Annotated in this window: 17 protein-coding genes and 1 pseudogene; 13 read left to right on the plus strand and 5 right to left on the minus strand. The window is 34.5% G+C overall.

All coding sequences use genetic code 11. The features are described from left to right. The first annotated feature begins 201 nt into the window (after nt 1-201). The 3 genes from AC2YJL_RS06010 to ulaA are packed head-to-tail and all read left to right on the plus strand — an operon-like array spanning nt 202 to nt 3,926. Nucleotides 202-2,244 carry a BglG family transcription antiterminator gene (locus AC2YJL_RS06010; RefSeq protein WP_230933284.1) on the plus strand — a complete coding sequence of 681 codons (2,043 nt, stop codon included), beginning with the start codon at nt 202-204 and terminating at the stop codon, nt 2,242-2,244. Then, nucleotides 2,244-2,525, plus strand: a complete 282-nt coding sequence (locus AC2YJL_RS06015) for a PTS sugar transporter subunit IIB (RefSeq protein ID WP_028414844.1) — start codon at nt 2,244-2,246, stop codon at nt 2,523-2,525. Before AC2YJL_RS06010 ends, AC2YJL_RS06015 begins: the two co-directional genes overlap by 1 nt. A 21-nt stretch (nt 2,526-2,546) precedes the next feature. Next, nucleotides 2,547-3,926, plus strand: coding sequence for a PTS ascorbate transporter subunit IIC (gene ulaA / locus AC2YJL_RS06020; RefSeq protein WP_116514421.1), 1,380 nt, complete (start codon nt 2,547-2,549; stop codon nt 3,924-3,926). A 233-nt stretch (nt 3,927-4,159) separates the two neighbouring features. Here the strand turns inward: ulaA and AC2YJL_RS06025 are convergent, their stop codons facing one another. Continuing rightward, nucleotides 4,160-5,059 carry an alpha/beta hydrolase family protein gene (locus tag AC2YJL_RS06025; RefSeq protein WP_230933283.1) on the minus strand — a complete coding sequence of 300 codons (900 nt, stop codon included), beginning with the start codon at nt 5,057-5,059 and terminating at the stop codon, nt 4,160-4,162. 210 nt (nt 5,060-5,269) lie between these two features. On the opposite strand from AC2YJL_RS06025, the gene AC2YJL_RS06030 reads away from it, so the two are divergent. The 4 genes from AC2YJL_RS06030 (at nt 5,270) to AC2YJL_RS06045 (ending at nt 8,241) form a co-directional block, all read left to right on the plus strand. Further along, nucleotides 5,270-6,052 (plus strand): GNAT family N-acetyltransferase, encoded by a 783-nt coding sequence (locus AC2YJL_RS06030; RefSeq protein ID WP_230933282.1) that lies wholly within the window; start codon nt 5,270-5,272, stop codon nt 6,050-6,052. 250 nt (nt 6,053-6,302) lie between these two features. Further along, nucleotides 6,303-6,734, plus strand: a complete 432-nt coding sequence (locus AC2YJL_RS06035; RefSeq protein WP_230933281.1) for a terpene synthase — start codon at nt 6,303-6,305, stop codon at nt 6,732-6,734. A gap of 323 nt (nt 6,735-7,057) precedes the next feature. Next, a complete protein-coding gene (locus tag AC2YJL_RS06040) occupies nt 7,058-7,594 on the plus strand; it encodes an SF0329 family protein (RefSeq protein ID WP_230933280.1) in 537 nt (178 codons plus the stop codon). Between the two features lie 20 nt (nt 7,595-7,614). Further along, nucleotides 7,615-8,241: a hypothetical protein gene (locus tag AC2YJL_RS06045; protein WP_230933279.1), complete on the plus strand. Its 627-nt coding sequence runs from the start codon at nt 7,615-7,617 to the stop codon at nt 8,239-8,241. A 111-nt stretch (nt 8,242-8,352) separates the two neighbouring features. Here the strand turns inward: AC2YJL_RS06045 and AC2YJL_RS06050 are convergent, their stop codons facing one another. Next, entirely contained in the window at nt 8,353-9,228 is an 876-nt protein-coding gene (locus tag AC2YJL_RS06050; protein ID WP_098332776.1) for a LysR family transcriptional regulator, read from the minus strand. A gap of 106 nt (nt 9,229-9,334) precedes the next feature. On the opposite strand from AC2YJL_RS06050, the pseudogene AC2YJL_RS06055 reads away from it, so the two are divergent. Together AC2YJL_RS06055 and AC2YJL_RS06060 are read left to right on the plus strand one after the other, a co-directional pair. Further along, a pseudogene (locus tag AC2YJL_RS06055) lies at nt 9,335-9,743 on the plus strand (tautomerase family protein). Between the two features lies 1 nt (nt 9,744). Continuing rightward, nucleotides 9,745-10,056 (plus strand): carboxymuconolactone decarboxylase family protein, encoded by a 312-nt coding sequence (locus tag AC2YJL_RS06060; protein WP_098332774.1) that lies wholly within the window; start codon nt 9,745-9,747, stop codon nt 10,054-10,056. A gap of 674 nt (nt 10,057-10,730) precedes the next feature. Here the strand turns inward: AC2YJL_RS06060 and lepB are convergent. Continuing rightward, complete coding sequence (gene lepB / locus AC2YJL_RS06065) at nt 10,731-11,285, minus strand: signal peptidase I (protein ID WP_098334159.1); 555 nt, start codon at nt 11,283-11,285, stop codon at nt 10,731-10,733. A 574-nt stretch (nt 11,286-11,859) separates the two neighbouring features. Continuing rightward, on the minus strand, nt 11,860-12,264 hold the full coding sequence (locus AC2YJL_RS06070; protein WP_098526232.1) for a hypothetical protein: 405 nt from the start codon (nt 12,262-12,264) through the stop codon (nt 11,860-11,862). Between the two features lie 535 nt (nt 12,265-12,799). On the opposite strand from AC2YJL_RS06070, the gene AC2YJL_RS06075 reads away from it, so the two are divergent. The 3 genes from AC2YJL_RS06075 to AC2YJL_RS06085 all read left to right on the plus strand — a co-directional run bounded on the left by AC2YJL_RS06075 (nt 12,800) and on the right by AC2YJL_RS06085 (nt 15,032). After that, nucleotides 12,800-13,009, plus strand: coding sequence for a hypothetical protein (locus tag AC2YJL_RS06075; RefSeq protein ID WP_221840932.1), 210 nt, complete (start codon nt 12,800-12,802; stop codon nt 13,007-13,009). A gap of 440 nt (nt 13,010-13,449) precedes the next feature. Further along, on the plus strand, nt 13,450-14,613 hold the full coding sequence (locus tag AC2YJL_RS06080; RefSeq protein WP_230933278.1) for a DUF418 domain-containing protein: 1,164 nt from the start codon (nt 13,450-13,452) through the stop codon (nt 14,611-14,613). Nucleotides 14,614-14,744: 131 nt separating this feature from the next. Beyond that, nucleotides 14,745-15,032, plus strand: a complete 288-nt coding sequence (locus AC2YJL_RS06085) for a 3-isopropylmalate dehydrogenase (RefSeq protein ID WP_230933277.1) — start codon at nt 14,745-14,747, stop codon at nt 15,030-15,032. Between the two features lie 142 nt (nt 15,033-15,174). Here AC2YJL_RS06085 and AC2YJL_RS06090 read toward each other — a convergent pair whose 3' ends face one another. Continuing rightward, nucleotides 15,175-16,047 (minus strand): AraC family transcriptional regulator, encoded by an 873-nt coding sequence (locus tag AC2YJL_RS06090; protein WP_230933276.1) that lies wholly within the window; start codon nt 16,045-16,047, stop codon nt 15,175-15,177. A 612-nt stretch (nt 16,048-16,659) separates the two neighbouring features. On the opposite strand from AC2YJL_RS06090, the gene AC2YJL_RS06095 reads away from it, so the two are divergent. Beyond that, nucleotides 16,660-18,057, plus strand: a complete 1,398-nt coding sequence (locus AC2YJL_RS06095; protein WP_230933275.1) for a glycoside-pentoside-hexuronide (GPH):cation symporter — start codon at nt 16,660-16,662, stop codon at nt 18,055-18,057. Nucleotides 18,058-18,140 lie beyond the last annotated feature (83 nt).

An 18,140-nucleotide genomic window follows, 5' to 3' on the forward strand; every position in this document is an offset into this window, starting at 1 on the left:
TAAATTGCTTTACTATAGATTTAAAAGATAAAAATCAAAAAATATACGTTTGTCATTCTGGGGTGCGTTATATTAAACTTTTAAATGGAAAATATAACCTTCAGTCCAATAGCTATTCTAAAACGACAACAAAGATTGGATTGAACAGTTATGTAATCGCTAACACTTCTATTTTATAATAAACATGAGGAGGATAATAAGATGTTTGATCATAAAACATTGCAGCTGCTTGAGCAGATGATTAATTACCCGAAGCTATCAATTCCGGAGTTGAGGCTTCAAATAAATTTATCACCTCGACAATTTGCTTATACGCTTGATAAGTTGAACAATGCATTAAGCAATTTAGATTTACCGAAAATTCAAGTGATTGATATAGAATTTAAGGTTGATGAAAGAATTAAAAACTATTGGAAACAAGAAGGAACATCGCTTAACCGTCAGCAGTCAGTTTTTCAAGAGACTGAGCGGATATACTTAATTTATTTATACACGTATATTCGAAAAGAGCCGATAGCAAATATACATTATCAGTCTTTTCTGCAGGTAAGCAGGAATACAGCACTAGCGGATATTAAAAAGCTTCGTTCGTACTGTGAGAAAGAAGGCATTCAGTTATCTTATAACCGGACAGATGGCTTTCACCTAGAAGGAGAAGAGAGGCTTAAGCGTCGATTTGCAACTATTTGTATTGGAACACTTTTGCAATTGCCAATGGGCATTTCAGGGATGAAGCAGGTTCTTAATAGTTGGAATTATGAAAATACAGGTTCAGCAATTAGAGAGAACGTAAATGATTTAGCTAAAAAATATCGGATTGATTTTGTTAGTAACCGGCTAGATCAGCTAGTTTATGAACTCTTATTTCTACAGTGCAGGTCAGGGCATCATAAACTGATTCTACCAATCCAGCAAATTAAATTAATGAAAGAACAGCCCTTACTAAAAATGGGGGAAGAGCTATCAGCATATTTATTTGATGAAGTGGCTGAAGCAGAGGTTATCTATCTAACGGTTCAATTGTTATCTGCTATGCAGAATATAGAAGAGCTCCATATTGATGAAAAGCTTGCCCTTGTATCGAGTACTATTATTTCAGAAGTAGAGCGCTTAATATTAGTACCATTTAAGGAAAGGCACATTTTAAAATCGCTCTTATATAAACATTTGGTACCAGCCTATTTTAGAATCATCTGTGAAGTGCCATTATCAAATCCGTTGATTGACACAATTAAAACAGAGCACGGTGTACTCTTTGAATTTGTTAAACAGGCGTTGAAGCCACTTTCTGAATATACGGGAAAATGTATTTCAGATGAAGAGATAGGGTATTTTACGATTTTATTCGGTGGGCATGTTCGAAAACTAGAGGCTAAACCTAAAGTGTATAGAGCCACAATCGTTTGCCCAAACGGGATTAGTTCCTCTATGATGCTGCGAACGCAATTACGACAATTGTTTCCGAAATTGCATTTTACAGAATCATATTCGGCTGCAGAAATCGAAAAGCTGTCACCAGACAGTTACGATATGATTTTTTCAACTATTTATTTGGAATCATCCAAGCCTGTTTATTTAACACGTCCATTATTAACAGCGCTAGAGGAAAACTATTTGCAGCAGGCTGTGGCAGCTGATTTCAATTTGCCGGTACAATCAACTATCCCAATGGATAAGTTAATGGCGACCATACGAAAATATGCAACTATTAAAAATGAAAAAGCGCTTTATGAAGATTTAACGAAACATTTAAGACAGAGCCATACACGTGAAAGGAGTTACGCCCCTATGCTTTCTGAACTTTTAACAGAGGATAAGATTCAATTCTCTGACGCTTCTCTAGAGTGGGAAGAAGCAATCCAACTAGCAGCAAAACCTTTGGAGGAACAGCATTATATTACTTCAGCCTATACTCAAGCAATGATTGATAGAGTTTTAGAAATGGGAGCTTTTATTCATATAGGGAAAGGGATAGCTATTCCTCATGCCCGGCCAGAACAAGGTGTACAAGAGCTTGGTATGTCCCTTCTACGAATGAAGAAACCAGTTTTGTTACTGAACCAAGAAGAACATGCAATTGACTTGTTTATCTGTCTAGCAGCTATTGATAACAAATTACATTTAAAAGCGCTGGCAGAATTGACCTCATTTTTAGTAAATGAAGACTCATTAAAACGTTTAAAAGAAGCTGAAACTTCAGCTGAAATTATAGCTATGATGCGAAAAAAAGGAGAAGATGAATAATGAAAATTTTAACAGTATGCGGATCAGGATTAGGAACAAGTTTTATGGTAGAAATGAATATTCAACAGTTGTTGAATGAGATGGGAGTAAGCGGCGTAGAAGTAAATCATTCTGATTTAGGTTCTGCAACACCAGAGGATGCAGACGTGTTCTTCCTTGCAAAAGATATTGCAGAAGGCGGTGCAAGCTTAGGAAACGTCGTAATTTTGGATAATATTATTGATTTAGAAGAATTACGCGCTAAATTAACAGGGGTTCTGCAAGAAAAAAATCTACTGTAAAGAAATTGAGAGGTGATAGAGATGAATCAGGTGTTAAATGTATTAATTAACGTTCTGAGTGAACCCTCAGTTTTAGTAGCCATAATTGCTCTAGTAGGTCTACTGGCACAAAAGAAAAATCTTTCAGATACACTAAAAGGAACAACAAAAACGTTTGTTGGATTCCTGGTTATTACAGCAGGTGCAGGGATTCTTCAGCAAGCCCTCGCTCCATTTGGAGAAATGTTCAAAGCAGCATTTAACGTAAACGGTGTCGTTCCAAACAATGAAGCCATCGTTGCGATTGCACTGAGTAAATATGGTTCTTCGACCGCATTAATTATGTTTTTTGGTATGATTGTAAACCTGCTGATTGCTCGTTTTACACGATTTAAATATATTTTTCTGACAGGACATATCACTTTGTACATGTCATGTATGATTGCCATCATTTTATCCGTAAGTGGTTTTACATCGTTCTCATTAATTCTCTTTGGTGCTTTAACGGTGGGAATTTTCATGACGCTTTCTCCAGCCCTCGTTCAGCCTTTTATCCGTAAACTAACAGGTAATGATAATGTGGCATTAGGACATTCTGGAGCAGTTGGTTTTGCAGTTGGTGGTCTCGTAGGGATGGCTGTAAAGGGAAAGAAAGAGATTGTATCAACAGAAAAAATTAACTTTCCAAAAGGGCTCGGCTTCTTACGAGACAGTACGGTTAGTATTGCATTAACTATGGCGATTTTCTACGTTATTGTCGCTCTTTTTGCAGGGCCTGGTTATGTCGAAGGAAAATTAAGTGACGGAAAAAACTATATTTTATTTGCGGTACTTCAAGCAGGAATGTTTTCTGCGGGCGTTTTCGTCATTTTAGCTGGTGTACGATTAGTATTAGCTGAAATTGTACCAGCATTTAAAGGAATATCTTCTAAAATTGTGCCAAATTCAAAGCCAGCATTAGATGTTCCAATTATATATACTTATGCACCAAACGCTGTATTAATTGGTTTCTTTTCAAGTTTTTTAGGCGGCATTGTTAGTATGTTAATACTAGTTTTATCAGGAGGAATCATTATTTTACCGGGTGTAGTACCTCATTTCTTTACGGGTGCAGCTGCAGGGGTGTTTGGAAATGCAATGGGTGGTGTACGCGGTGCGATTTTAGGCTCATTTGTGAACGGCCTTTTAATCAGTTTCATGCCAATTCTATTAATACCCGTGTTGGGAGATTTGGGTCTATCAAATGCTACATTTTCAGATTCAGACTTCGGTATAGTGGGACTATTCTTGAGTGGACTAGCTCATTTCGGTGGAAAAACTACTATTATGGTTGGTATTGGTTTAGTGTTGCTGATCATGATCTTGGCCAGTATACGCAAGCAAGAAAATCACGCAGTGCCTTACAAAAAAGTCGAGAAATAAAAAATGATATGCAAGAGCTTGAAGTAGTATCATCAATCCATTCATTATCAGTTCATGCAATTAACAAAGGCATTCTGACCGCTTCAAGGATTCTTTAGGATGCCGGCATCTGATTCGTAAGCATAAGGTTACAAATAAAATCCCTTAGAAGCTCATCAGTTTCTAAGGGATTTTAACTGCTCTTTCTAAATAAAATTGCTTCAAAAGAAAAGGTGGTACAACTGACTAATCTGTTAAAAAGAATGTAATAAAAAGTTCAATATAGTGTTTTGCAGGTCCTCATGAAACTCCTTGCGATTAAAGCCTTCCGAATCCTGAGAAGGGAGGAAGGTAGGAGATTTCATAAAGTCAGGAAATGGGCTAAGAAATGAAAAATGCCCTCCATTTTCTACAACGATATGCTGAACTTTTTCCGCATCAGAAACCCCGTTTAACACAAATCTCCCGTGAAAAGAAGGAGTAATCGTATCCTTTTCGCCTGTAATCATTAAAATAGGTATATTCACGTCTTCAAGAGCGCCTCTTTCTCTGAACCATCCGGTGGCTGGCGCTAAAAGAATAAGTGATTGAACTCGCTTATCCTGATCAACAGATAAACAATAAGGCTTTTGATCAGGAGATTCAGAGTGAAAAGAAGTGGGAACTCCACCTGCTACAGCAAGAGCCGTATATCCTCCCATTGAATGGCCAATAAGAGAAATATTATTTGATTTAATGGACGGAGAAAAGGGACTTTCTTTTAAAAACCAATCAATTACAGTACGTATATGGGTAGGCCGATTTTTTAGGTTATCTATTGTTCCAGACAGCGTATTATTTTCTCGATTATTAAACGGATGTTGAGGTACCCCTACAATAAAACCATTACGTGCTAAAAACTGGGCAAGGGTCCGATAAGCAAGAGGCGTGCTTCCATCGCCATGAGAAATAATGACTAAAGGAAATGAACCATTTAAAAGCGGAGCATCTTGCGCAGCGCTTATCGTGTAAGGTCCCATCTTTTCAACTTGTTCTTCTTGGTATGTAGGATACATAATAAGGAGAGGTAAGACGTTCTCATGTTCATGATCTTCTATATCTACGAATTGACATCCGGCATAAAATGACTGTCTTTCATGTTTTCTTATTTGCACTTATATACTCCTCCTTGCTTTTAAAAATCTTTATTATAACAAACTTATATATGAAATTTTTTTGAGTTAGCTCTCCTGAAAAAGAGTAACTAACTTTTATTTTAATTATTCCTTGGGCTGTTTTTGTATCGATAAAGCACATTATGATAACTAAATTTGTGCATGCACTTATATAATGAAGACAGTGATATGTATTAAGGGGGAAATCAAATGCATTGTTTAGAACCAAAAGATTATTACAAGATAAACAATATGTTAGAAGCGTCATTTAAGACTCCTACATTTGCTTTTTCTGTTGTTAATCATGTTATTCCAGGAACCGTGTACGTAAATGATATTGTGAGGCCATCATCAGGATTTCTTAGAATAGGTGCAGGTGACTATTATGTATTTGGACAAGGAAATGACGTGGTATTTAATAACTTTCTCTATCGTTATTTTGTTGAGAACGTGTATGGTAAGGAGAAACGATTTACAGTTTTTACTCCATCGACTGATTGGGAAACTGTTTTTGACGAAACTTTCAAAACGTATGTAAAGAAAATGACGCGTTCTAAGTATAGGTTTCTTCCTTCAAAAGTTCATTCCACGTACAGCCTGTCCAATCCCTATGAGTTAAAAGACTTTAACGCTGATTCTTTAAGGGAAAGTGAGAATTTCAATGAATTATATATAGTGGAGTACTGGGGATCAAAGAGTAATTTTCTGAAAAACGGATTAGGAGTTTGTCTTATCCATAAAGAAAAGATTATCGCTGAATGTGTGTCTATTTTTCATAGTGGAACAATAGCTGAAATCGATATTGTGACTAACCCTAACTATAGAGGACAAGGATTAGGAAAGATAGTAGGCCAGGCGTTTATAAATAAATGTTTGGAAAAGAACGTTATGCCCGCTTGGGATTGCGATAATAACAATAAAGCATCGAAAGCACTAGCCAATAAACTTGGGTTTTCGAATGAAGAGGATTACGCTTTATATGTATTAAAATGAAAAGAGAATGAGACATAGATAAATCAATACAATCTCCAGGCGAACGAATGGAATGCATAAGCAAATCGCTTGTTGCACTGGGGTTGATTTCCGTGCAAGACGTCGCTTTCCGCAGGCGGCCGATAAGCCTTGCCCTCTAATTAACAGAGCACAAGATGATTTTGCTGTAAGCTGAATCCTATGCTCGTTAGGTGTAACAGTATCTACTTTATTAAAAGATCCTGAATTAATACTTAAGCAGGGGGACCTTATGATATCACTTCATAGAGTGTTAAAATTACGTGATTTAGAAATTTTTCAAGTAGAAAGAGAGGGAACTATCTTTTCTTATGTAGTCATAGAAGACACGAGAAAGCCATTTACAGAAGAAGATAAAAAACTAGATCCATTATGTTATATGGAGGAAGAAGATATTAACGCAATTTTAAATGTATTTAGGATTGCATTAATTAATGATGAAAAATTAAGTGAAGAAGATTCACTTTTTCTAAAATCGTTCTTTTCAGATTTTGTTAACAATACAAATTTAACGAATTTTATTATTACGGAATACCTTCAAGAAGATTTGTATGATCATGACGTTAATATAAAATTTTTTAATAAAATTTTAAAGGATATAGGTTCAAATTATATTATTGAAGAATTTGATGAAAGGAACTGGATTTATTTATCTCAAGATTAAAATATAACGATGTATACCATATATAAAGCTAGTTTACATAAATACTTTTCTGGGAACTCAATTACATTTATTAATTTAAAAACATTCAAAAAAACGCCATTATAGTGTGAAATTACACTATAATGGCGTTTTTTCTTAACAGAGGGAGAAAGAAATGAATAGAAAGAGCATCTAAATGAATAGTTAGATGCTCTTTTTATTGTCTAGAACGATGAAGTATATTCTATATATGAAGAAAAACAACTTGAACTAGGTATATTTTGTATAATATGTTTCTAGAAGCGAAATCGTATAATTTTAGGGAATAGGAGTACAAAAATAGCATGAAGTGGACGAAAGTAAAGAAAAATATGGAGAATTTATTCTGTGATAAGTTGAAGTATAGATTGAGTATTCATTTGACTAAATATAACGTTTCTTTTGGAGAACAGGCACGTATTTGGATTACTCTAGATAAGAAGGAGATTTTTAATGCTTCTTCAGCAGAATATTTAATGGAACATGATAAACTTTGGAAGGAAGTACAGAGAAAAACAAGCAACCCCTTTCCAGAGTGTTTATATGAATGTTTCCCGGAGTTCATCGGGAAGGTAAGTGATATGGACTACACTGTAAGTATTCTAGAATATAGAGGTATTTTTAACGTTGATCATGTTTATAACCCCCTCATCCAGTATCCTCAGCTATCCATTGATCGAGCATTAAATTCTGGGAACGTTATTTCTCAAGCTCTTGCATTAGTAGATAGAAGGTTAGGGAAAAGGACGCTGAAAGCTCTAAAGTACAATTCGGACGTGCACCCTTTAATTATGCAATTTTATGAACTAAGATGTAAGGTTGAAAATAGTAAGCCCAGTTAATAAAAGAAGGAGGCTATACTGTGAAGCCCACAAATTTCTTCATTAAAGATATCAAAGAATTTCAATCCGCTAATAAAAATCTAAAAAATATCTTCAACACAAATAAGGAATTGCCCCATCAAGTATTTAACCAAAGGTGTGACTATTACTTATTTGAAGAGGTCTACTGGGGCATGTGTGAGGAGTTTTGGCCTACTGTACAATATTTAACAAAAATCTTTAGTGAAAAGGAAGTTACCGTTGCGGTTTTAGATCCACATCCCACAAATTATTTTTATAAAGAGTTTGGCTATTTTAATTACTTGAAGCTTCCTACTTCTTTATCAAGTGAAGAGTATAGGAATGTCCTAGAAATTGGACCGGAGGACTACCCTGCGGATGCTCCATACTATCATTCAGAAAAAATTGTATGGTTTTCTTCTTCTAAGAAGTGGGCGATATGGGGAGAGCGGAGCTTAGATATATGTGTCATAGGTTTTAATGAATCTGTTTTGTTAGACCATTTAATGAAATCACCATCTAAATGGTCGTATTTAAATGAAGATGTTGAAGATTTAATTGGCTTAAATTTTAGAGATATGAAGCTTCCTCAAGATTTTAAAGACAGCTTATCAAAAAACTATGCTCATGATAGAGATAGTGGATGAGTATTATATTAATCTGTAAAAGGGATCAAACTCTCTATAACTATAAAAAATCCTTCGCTTCCAGAGCAGAGGATTTTTTAGGTGAATACGTTATTCTACGTGAGTACTGATCTACGATAACGAAGATTTAATTACCTCTACAACATTCTTTTTTGTCTGACTCAAATAGGTTCTTTTTTCAACAGACATTAATAATCCTATAGGCATCTCAGGGTCAAACCCTTGTACTTTAAACGGGATATTAGTTGGTTTTAAACTGGTGCCACTAGGGATAATTCCTACTGCATATCCAAACATCATTTCTGGAATGAGGTGCAGGGCACTGCAGTTGTAGACTTGTTTAAAGGCTAAATTATTCTCGGATAAAAAGTGGTTGACGGATTGATAGTAATAGCAGCTATTTTCTCCTATTAAAATGGGATAGTGAATAATATCGGCTATTTCAACTGATTTCTGCTGTAGCAGCGGATGGTTAGGCGTATTCACAATAAATTGAATTTGTTCTTTACCAAGCGGAGTAAAAGTTACGCCGGAAAGGCTCATATTCTGTCCGCAAACAGCAAAGTCCAGGTTATCTTGACGTAATAGTTCTGATAAAAGTGCCGTGTTTCCAATGGTAAAATCGCAGTGGATGTAAGGTTTTTCGTCATTTAAATAGCTTAATATAGCTGGCATCAGCTTTTGAGCAATCGATTCTGATAAGCCTATTTTGATTGTTCCTGTTTCCTCTTTGCTTATACGCTGTGCTTGAGAGACTGAATACTCCCAGTGCTTCAATAAGCTATCTACTTCTTCTACAAATAGTGTACCTTCCTTTGTTAATTTTGCTTCCCAGCTCCGTTCAAACAAAAGAAATCCAAGATCTTTTTCTAACTTTTTAATATGAGCAGTGACGGTAGATTGAGCGTAATTCAATTTTTTTGCTGCAAGTGAAAACGTTCCTTCTGCCACAATTGTTTTAAACGTCGTTAATTCTTTAATTTCCACTTCCTAACCCCATCTCTATCGGTTTTTTCGATAATTATTAGACTTATTTTCAATTATACAAATGAAGAGTATGGAAGTACACTGGATATAGAAAGGAAGATGATAGATGCCATTTGTTAACGTTTATTATCCAGAATGTCAATTAAACGATAAGGAACTAAAAGAAGTAAGCAATTGTATTCATCAGTCTTTAATCCAACATTTTCACATTCCAAAAGACGATTATTTTCAACTGTTTTTACCGTATTCACCTCAGCATTTTTTCTATGATTCACAGTATCTCTTAGAAAATGGGGGAAAAAGAACAGATCAAATGATTTATATCTCCATTACATGTGGGGAGGGGAGAACGATTCAGCAGAAAAAGAATCTGTATCAATCTATTGCAGAGGAGCTTTCCACTCACTTGAATTTCTACAAACAATATTTTTATTACATTAAACGAGACACGGCTTGAAAACTGGTCATTTGGGCAAGGAATCGCACAAATGGTGAATCCAAAGGAGGAAAAATAGAATGAATAATCGCATTGAGTCTAAGCTACTGGAAGAAATGAGAGATCTGGCTCCTGACTTTGTGAAATATGGAGAAAATATCTTATTTGGAGAAGTGTGGAGAGACCCGACTTTAACCTCAAAAGAAAGAAGTTTGAGTACAATTTCTGCTTTAATCAGTATTGGCAACACCGAACAAATGTCTTTTCATCTGCAGTTGGCAAAAAAGAATGGCGTTACTGAAAAAGAAATGATCGCATTAATAACCCATATGGCTTTTTACGTGGGGTGGCCAAAAGCAGCTGCAGCATTGAATATAGTAGCGAAGCAATAATAAAAAATCAAAATTATGTTTAACAATAAGGGAGGGCGTTTAATCATTAGCGGCATAGAAAGTGGCAAGACTACTTCCTATGCTTCTTGAATTTTTGTATTATTTAGGTGTTTATGTTAGGTTATGGATATCCTTCTGTTATGTTAGAAAGGAGTGAATTCATATCTTAAAAATAGCAATTGCTTCAATCATTGCAGGCCTTTTGTTTAGTCTTTGTACAAAATTAGTGATGTATACAAGATGGTCCAAGCTGTTTGTAAAGGCTAATGAAGATACTCATAGGCCACTTAACTTTGCTCTTCTGGGGGCTTTATTTACCGTTATTATGTTCATTATGTTTTTAATTGTAAAACCTTTTACATAGGAATAACGTTATAGCTGGAGTGATCAATTATTAATCTTTCATATTTAGGAATAGGTTTTGTAGCTATTTTTTTCTGCGTTTTTGGTGAAAACGTTTGTTGCCAATGATACGCTATCTACTATTTTTTCAGTTTTGACTGCTGCTGTAGGAGCAGCAGCGATTTCTCACTTTCGCAGAAAATATAAGGAAAAATGAATTTAAACAGGGGCTGCAGTTAGTGTGGGGCTTAAAGCAACAATGCTTCATTTCATGTGACGGACTGGAAAATAAATAGAAAAAGCTCCCTTTCATAAGGGAGCTTTAAAAGATTTTACTTAATCCATTCAAATTCTTTTAAAGGCCAATAAGCTAATTTAGCTTTTCCTACGATTTTGTCCACGGAGATTGTTCCTACTTCGGGTGATCTGCTATCTAAGCTGTACATTCTATTATCTCCCATGACAAATAATTGACCCTTTGGAACGGTTTTGCTGCCTGTATGATCTCCAAGTTTAAAATCCTCAGTTAATGGGCCTGTTCCTATTTCTTTTTTATATTGATCTAAATAAGGCTCTTCATATCTTTTACCGTTTACATATAGCGTGTCATTGCGATATTCTATATGATCACCAGGTAAACCAATGACTCTTTTAATATAGTCTTTTTCCTTTGTAGCATGAAAAACGATAATATCAAATCTTTTTATATTATCTACGTTATTTTTACCCAGTTCATTAAGAATGATATGTTCACTATCTTTCAAAGTAGGCATCATCGATTCGCCGTCTACTACTATAGGGGTAAATAGGTACTCTCTCACCACAAAAGCTAGAATACAGGCAATAATAATGGATTTAATCCATGAAAACAATTCTTTCTGTTTCAAATTAAAACTCCTCTACAACCGTAATACATGTTTAAAAGTATAGCATAATATATAGAAAAAAACCTTTAATTTAACAATTGAAGGTTATATATGCTAGCACTTACAACGGAAAAGAAGTAATTAACTCTGAGTATATTGGAAATTCTAATTATGCATATAATATAGGGGAGAATTAGTATTTAGTAAAAAATCCTTACTTATGGGTGGCGGTGGAGTAGGAGTTGGACGACCAGAAGACTCTAAAGATAAGAAGACAATAAAAAAGGGTTACAATGTTGCTATCGTTCGTACTCGGATAAGTATGAATGAACACTTATAAAGAGCAGCCTCGTCATTGGCAAAAGAAGCTGCTCTTTAATTTTTTTAGATACTTGTCATACAAATTTTATTTTTCATCTTCACACGCAGAAAAGTTTGTGATATAATTCACATGTGAAGATATCCATAAGGATCTAACACACTCTTGAATGTAAAGTAGAAAAAGCTATTTCACTCCGATGCCAATACGATTGAAATAGCTTTTTTTGCGTTCAGATTATAGATGAGAAAAAATTGTTAGCATAATAAGGGAAGTTTATTTTTTGATTTTAACTAATGTTTTTTCAGGCATTTCAATAGCATCTATATCAAAATAATGGATGTTTAAAGTTAGTGCTCCTTCTCGCTGTTTAGCTTCTTCTCCTATCCAACAGCTATACAATTCAAAAAAATCTCCTGATTTAAGATAGTGATCCATCAATCGACACAGTGCAAGTAGTTTCTCTTTTGATTCTTTCAGTCTGCTTTTATTCATATATTCCGTAATTTCAATTCCCCAGTCACTTGACACTTCATAAACATAAGAAGTAGTAAAATGATGTTTCTTTATGTTTAATCGATGCATTTCATCTGAAAAGCAGCTCCCAATAGTAACTATATCATCCAGTTCGTCATTAATAGGTAATTCTACATTTGAACCTATATAGGTTGCTAAACTCATTTGTATTCACTCCTTTTTCCATCTGAATAATCTATTACATTTCATAGAATTAACCTAATAAAAACTTACATAGCATAATCAAAAGGGTTTTTCCTTAAATTTTATTATAGATGGTCAGGTTTTATTCAAGCTTGACTATTATTCTATTTAATATAAAGGGTAAAATTCTAATTTTTATAAAAAGAAAATATTGAAATGCCAGAAAAATAACTGTTTGTTAGAGGAGATGAAAGTGCCATTGAAAGGGTTTCTTAATAATTTAATTCCTAATGCAATTCAGTAATTTATTTCTCAACACTTTACAGAAACTTACTTCTTTGAAAGGAATCTTTTCAATTTCTATGGATAAAAAAATTGTTTTATCAGGTATATTGTTAAGTAGTACTTGCGTGTTTACGGTATTAGGTATGATCAGTATTTTTGGATGGCTACTCATGTACAAGACAAGAGATATAGATAACAGGAGCTCTACTGATAAACTATCTTTTTAAAAGAAAACATCTTACCGATAAAAATTATAAAAAGAGGGATGTAAATGAAATTTGATGTAGCTGAATTAGTTGAAGCAAAACGTCAAATTGATTCAACTTTACATAAACTCAGACAGACAGTAAAAACGTTTGAAGCTAAAGAAAACGCTGGTAGATATAAATCTCAAATCACCTTAGCTAAAAGACGGATACAAGCATTCGAAATTTCAGTAGCTCTTATTGAAAGGGAGATAAACACACTTTCTAAAAGCTAGATGCCAGCTTTCAGAAAGTGTGTATTCAACGACGTTATTTACCTTATGAATTACAAACCGTCGGAAAACGCTATATCACAGTAAAAGCATTTTAGTTCATCTTCAATTGTCGCTTAGAGTGGAATATTTTAAAAAAAGAAACCTTGAAAATACGAAGGTTTCTTTTTTTGTAATTAGTACTCTGCAGATGTCAGTATACCTTTTGAATTTTGGCTAAACCTGCTTCCAAAGCGGGCAGTCTTTGCACTTCTCAAAACGTATCCACGCTTTCTTTATCGCATTAAAAATAATTCATTCATTTATTTAAAAATAAGGGTTGAAGGTGACGCAACGTAATCTAATATAGTTGAACTATGACATATCAAGAAGGGGAGTAACGAAAATAAACAATCCTTTTTAGGAACGTTATTAGAATAAACGTAACGGGTGGGGGATAAGAAGTGAAGAATAAAAAACGAATTCGCTCTTTAGATATATTAAGAGGATTAGCGATTCTAGGAACATTAGGAACGAACATTTGGCTGTTTGCCTATCTGGGAGATATAAATTATATATTTACTTTTACCCATAACAAATGGTGGTTATCAGGAGATGATTTTTTAAGAATCCTTTTTCTATCCTTAATTAACGGGAAATTACTTGGGCTCTTAGCTATTATGTTTGGTGTTGGTTTAGAACTGAAATATCAGCAGTCAAAACGATTAAATCAGACTTGGCCAGGAAGGTACATATGGCTGTCTTTGATTTTATTAATGGAAGGGCTTTTGCACTTTATTTTTGTCTTAGAGTACGACATTCTAATGTCTTATGCAGTAACTGCCATTGTCGTATCGTTTATCGTAAAAATGCGGAAGACGATGATACGAATAACAATGATTAGTGCAGCAGCGATTCATCTTTTCTTTATAGTACTTGTGTTTTTAGGTGTGCTAACTAACTCAATAGGAGATGAGCTAGTTGCTGTCCCAAAAGAAGTGGTGAACCTTTACCAACATGGATCATGGATGAACCAAATGCAGTATCGACTTTTTCATTTTTGGGAGTTGCGCACAGAAGCAATTTTCGTCATTCCATTTAATATATGTATGTTTTTAATTGGTGTTTTACTAGTGAGAATAGGGGCTTTTGACAATAATTCCAATGGTATTAATATCAGAAAGAGGATGATGAAGGCGGGTCTTTTAGTTGGGTTACCTCTAAACCTATTATTATTTATTCCTGGAGGATACTTTGATTTTCCAGTAAGGTATGTGTTTGCCCCTATTTTATCGATTGGATACATGGGAGCCATTAGTTTTTTAATTGAAAAATTTCAGGCCTTTTCATTATGGAGCGTTTTAGAGAAAGTAGGTAAGATGTCTTTAAGTTGCTATGTGTTACAAAATGTTTTAAGCTCAATTTTATTTTATGGATGGGGCCTTGGATTGGGTGGACACCCTCGTTCATTCTTCGTCATTTTTGTTTGGGTATTAATCTGTTTGTTTCAAATGTTATTTGCTACTTTGTGGCTTCGCTATTTTAAAATGGGTCCTATGGAATCAGTGCGTAAACGCCTAGCCAATTTAACTATAAGGAAAAATATAAAGAAAGATCTTAAAATGTAAGTCAGCTTCTTTTGGATGAATATCAAACATGTTATAAGAAGCAAAACTTTTACATAGAATTTTATGTTAAAGTGATATTAGGTATTGGAAATTTTAACCAATCAATAGTCCGCAGAGGAGAATTAAAGAAAATGGCTACCTTTTTCTTAATACTTATCGGTCTCTTTATTATCATTGCAAATATCGTTGGATTTATCTCCTACAAAAAAAAGAAAAGTCTATACGCTGCTGCTTTTACAATATTGATACTGGCGGCTTTATTTGGGGCAATAGGCGGTATATTAGCACTGTTGATTATTAGAGACGCGTTTGCCATATTTTATGGTTTACAAGTTGGATACTACTTACTTATAAATAGCGCAATTGTTCTGTTACTGGCAGTTACAATTACAGTTATAAAACAATATAACAATAAATAAAAAATTTGCTTAGTAAGACTTATACTTCGTAAGTTTATAGTTGTCATAACCAGCATTACAGCAAGCTATAAATTAAAAAAAGGGAGATTACATTTGTGGACTCCCTTTTTCTTATATTGAAATAGTTATTATTGAATCAGCGTTATTTTTTTGATACTGGTATCCAAATCTCACTTTTAAAAGTCGGTGAGGTTACATCCTTATGTTCATTCCATAAAATTTCTGGTCCCTCTACTTGTTCGTAATTTGAGGATGGAAACCATTCGGAATAAATCCGCCCCCATACATCTTGTAAAGTATCAGGAAATGGCCCAACGGCTTCAAATACAGCCCATGTCAAAGCAGGTACTTCAAGCTTTATTAAATTATGGGGGCAATTCTTGGTTGTTGCTACCCCGATGTAGTGATCAAGCTCCCCCTTTTCCTCCATTCGTCCTTCAGAAAAATTTACAGACGCACTAAGCAGCCCTAATGGTTTAACATTAGAAAGTTTTTTTAGTGTATCTATTGTTTCACCCTGTAAACTTTCCCACATAGCAGCAATCTTTGGGTTAACTCCGTGAAAAATTATAGGAACTCTTTCTTTAATGCCGACTATACGAAATGCCTCTTTTTCTTCAATTCGATAGTTCATTTCATCTCCTCCTTTAATCGATAGCTGGAAGGTCATGGGTGGATAAGCCTTAAGTGAACGGCCATCCTTTTTGGCTTCTGAAGGGCTTATACCATGCAAGTTTTGAAAAGCTCGTGCAAAAGAATCCGGTGAGTTGTATCTGTATTTAATCGCAATATCAATAACCTTCACGTTCTTATCTTTAAGTTCGAATGCTGCAAGAGTAAGTCTTCTTCTGCGAATGTATTCTGACAAAGTGATACCTGCAAGAAAAGAAAACATTCTCTTAAAGTGATACTCCGAGCAAAGAGCTAGCTTTACTACTTCTCTAAAATTTATATCGTTAGTTAGATTCTCTTCAATGTAATGCAAAGCTCTGTTCATATTTTTAAGCAAATCCATTTTTATGACCTCCCTTATTGTCAGAATAGCAGGATTCAAACAATGCTATCCGACATTTTATGCACAATTATGTAGGTTTTTTCTCTATTCTAATCTATATAGGATATCCCTAACTAGTATACATAAACCGTTCTTTCCGGCACACAGCCAAAAAGAATCCTTGGTAGGGAAGGGGTTCAATGAAGCTACAATTTTTGTTTTATACCGTTCTTTATCCATCCTCGATATAACGAGTTTTTTTCTCTTTATGGAATAGCCCAAAGGTAGATGTTGAAACACTCTCTACGTGCCGCTCAAAATTGTTAACGAGGAGTTTATAAGAATAGGGTAGCCTTACTCCTCAAGAGATAGCTATAGAATTTTAGTATTATTTTTTTCTCTTTTTTTAAAAATAAAATAAAAAAACACTTGATAATTTGTATGCGTTTTCATATTATAAATAAAAAGGTAGTAACTTTTTTAAAAACGTTGTGATGTTATGGGAGGGGATGGTGATTTCAGTATCAACCTAGAGGAGATTATAAGTTTGGAAGTGTATCAAAATTGTAATCTCCTATGTGATGCATCTTTAATGTGAAGTCTTAAAATGTGTTAAACAAAGGGGGAGAACTTATGGAACAGCCATTGGTTCAAAATGTAGAACATTCAATTAATACACCTAAGAAACTAAGACTTAAAGAGAAGGTTGCTTATGGATTGGGAGATGTAGGAAATAACTTTATGTTAGACTTGGGTCAAATTTATTTGCTGAAGTTTTATACCGACGCGTTAGGCTTGCCTTCTGCAACAGCAGGTTTAGTATTTTTAATTACGAAAATATGGGATGCGTTCGCTGATATTACAGTAGGTACCTGGATTGATAACCGTAAGAAGATAGGTCCTAAAGGCAAATTTAGACCATTCTTTCTTTACGCTGCAATACCGCTTGCTTTGATAACAATAGTCAGCTTTACTAATCCGGATTTTTCACTAACCGGAAAGATTATATGGGCATATGTAACGTATATGGCATTTGGAACGATTTATAGCATTTCAAATATTCCTTATGGATCAATGGTACCTGCGATGACAAAAGATCCTGTTGAAAGAGCAGAAATGGCATCATTTAGACAAGCAGGTTCAAATTTAGGACTTCTTATTACAACTGTAGGGTTTATGCCGATTGTCTTAATGTTTAACAATCAATCTACGGGTTATTTAGTAGCTGTATCTATTTTTGCATTTTTGGGCGTTTTGTTACAAGTCTATTGTTATGCCAATGTAAAAGAAAGATATGTGTATGAAAAACCCCAAAATATAAATGTAAAGCTGACCGACAGCTATAAAGGGCTTTTTAAGAATACGCCTTTACTCATTCTTTGTTTAGTTAATTTGTTTACCTTTTCAGCTTTTAACGTCAAGCTTGCTGTACAAGTCTATTTTTGTCAGTACGTATTAAAAAACGTAGCAATCGTTCCTTACATGGGCTTTTTCAGTATTGGTTGTGTATTTATCGGTGTGGCAATGGTTCCTTTCATGGTCAAAAGGATTGGAAAAAAGTCTACGTACATATTGGGGTGCGCGATTTGGGCTGTAGGAGATATTTTAGCTTATGTTTTTGCAGATAATGCAGTGATCTTTATTACATTAGCCTGCTTTGCTTTCTTCGGAAGCTCATTTGTAAATAGTTTGAACTGGGCATTAGTTTCTGATGCTGTAGAGTATGGCGAATGGAAAACTGGCAATAGATCGGAAGGCGTCGTGTATTCTTTCTTTACTTTCTTCCGTAAACTTTCTCAAGCGCTTGCAGGCTTTATTCCTGGCGTTGTATTAGGGATAGTGGGTTACGTTCCAAATGCGGTGCAGAATGCAAATGTGCTGCAAGGAATTAGAGGATTAATGTTTATTTATCCAAGTACATTAGCCATTGCAACGATTATTGTAATGTTTTTCTTTTATAAACTTTCAGATGATAAATACAGTAAAATCGTAGCGGATCTTGCTAAAAGTAAAAATAGAATACCAATGTAAGATGATAGGTAAATTGGACGAAATACAAAATTAATTTAATAATCTAGCAAAAAGTACTTGAAATATTGGTGGCGTTTTCATAT

Source organism: Priestia sp. SRI_019 (genome assembly GCF_057586255.1).

What these genes read in the sequence shown, in the direction of transcription:
- AC2YJL_RS06070 (WP_098526232.1), bottom strand. Translation starts at nt 12,264, where the DNA reads ATGAGTTTAGCAACCTATATAGGTTCAAATGTAGAATTACCTATTAAT.
- AC2YJL_RS06090 (WP_230933276.1), bottom strand. Translation starts at nt 16,047, where the DNA reads ATGGATTTGCTTAAAAATATGAACAGAGCTTTGCATTACATTGAAGAG.
- AC2YJL_RS06010 (WP_230933284.1), top strand. Translation starts at nt 202, where the DNA reads ATGTTTGATCATAAAACATTGCAGCTGCTTGAGCAGATGATTAATTAC.
- AC2YJL_RS06030 (WP_230933282.1), top strand. Translation starts at nt 5,270, where the DNA reads ATGCATTGTTTAGAACCAAAAGATTATTACAAGATAAACAATATGTTA.
- AC2YJL_RS06060 (WP_098332774.1), top strand. Translation starts at nt 9,745, where the DNA reads ATGAATAATCGCATTGAGTCTAAGCTACTGGAAGAAATGAGAGATCTG.
- AC2YJL_RS06095 (WP_230933275.1), top strand. Translation starts at nt 16,660, where the DNA reads ATGGAACAGCCATTGGTTCAAAATGTAGAACATTCAATTAATACACCT.
- AC2YJL_RS06035 (WP_230933281.1), top strand. Translation starts at nt 6,303, where the DNA reads ATGATATCACTTCATAGAGTGTTAAAATTACGTGATTTAGAAATTTTT.
- AC2YJL_RS06015 (WP_028414844.1), top strand. Translation starts at nt 2,244, where the DNA reads ATGAAAATTTTAACAGTATGCGGATCAGGATTAGGAACAAGTTTTATG.
- AC2YJL_RS06085 (WP_230933277.1), top strand. Translation starts at nt 14,745, where the DNA reads ATGGCTACCTTTTTCTTAATACTTATCGGTCTCTTTATTATCATTGCA.
- AC2YJL_RS06040 (WP_230933280.1), top strand. Translation starts at nt 7,058, where the DNA reads ATGAAGTGGACGAAAGTAAAGAAAAATATGGAGAATTTATTCTGTGAT.
- ulaA (WP_116514421.1), top strand. Translation starts at nt 2,547, where the DNA reads ATGAATCAGGTGTTAAATGTATTAATTAACGTTCTGAGTGAACCCTCA.
- AC2YJL_RS06075 (WP_221840932.1), top strand. Translation starts at nt 12,800, where the DNA reads ATGAAATTTGATGTAGCTGAATTAGTTGAAGCAAAACGTCAAATTGAT.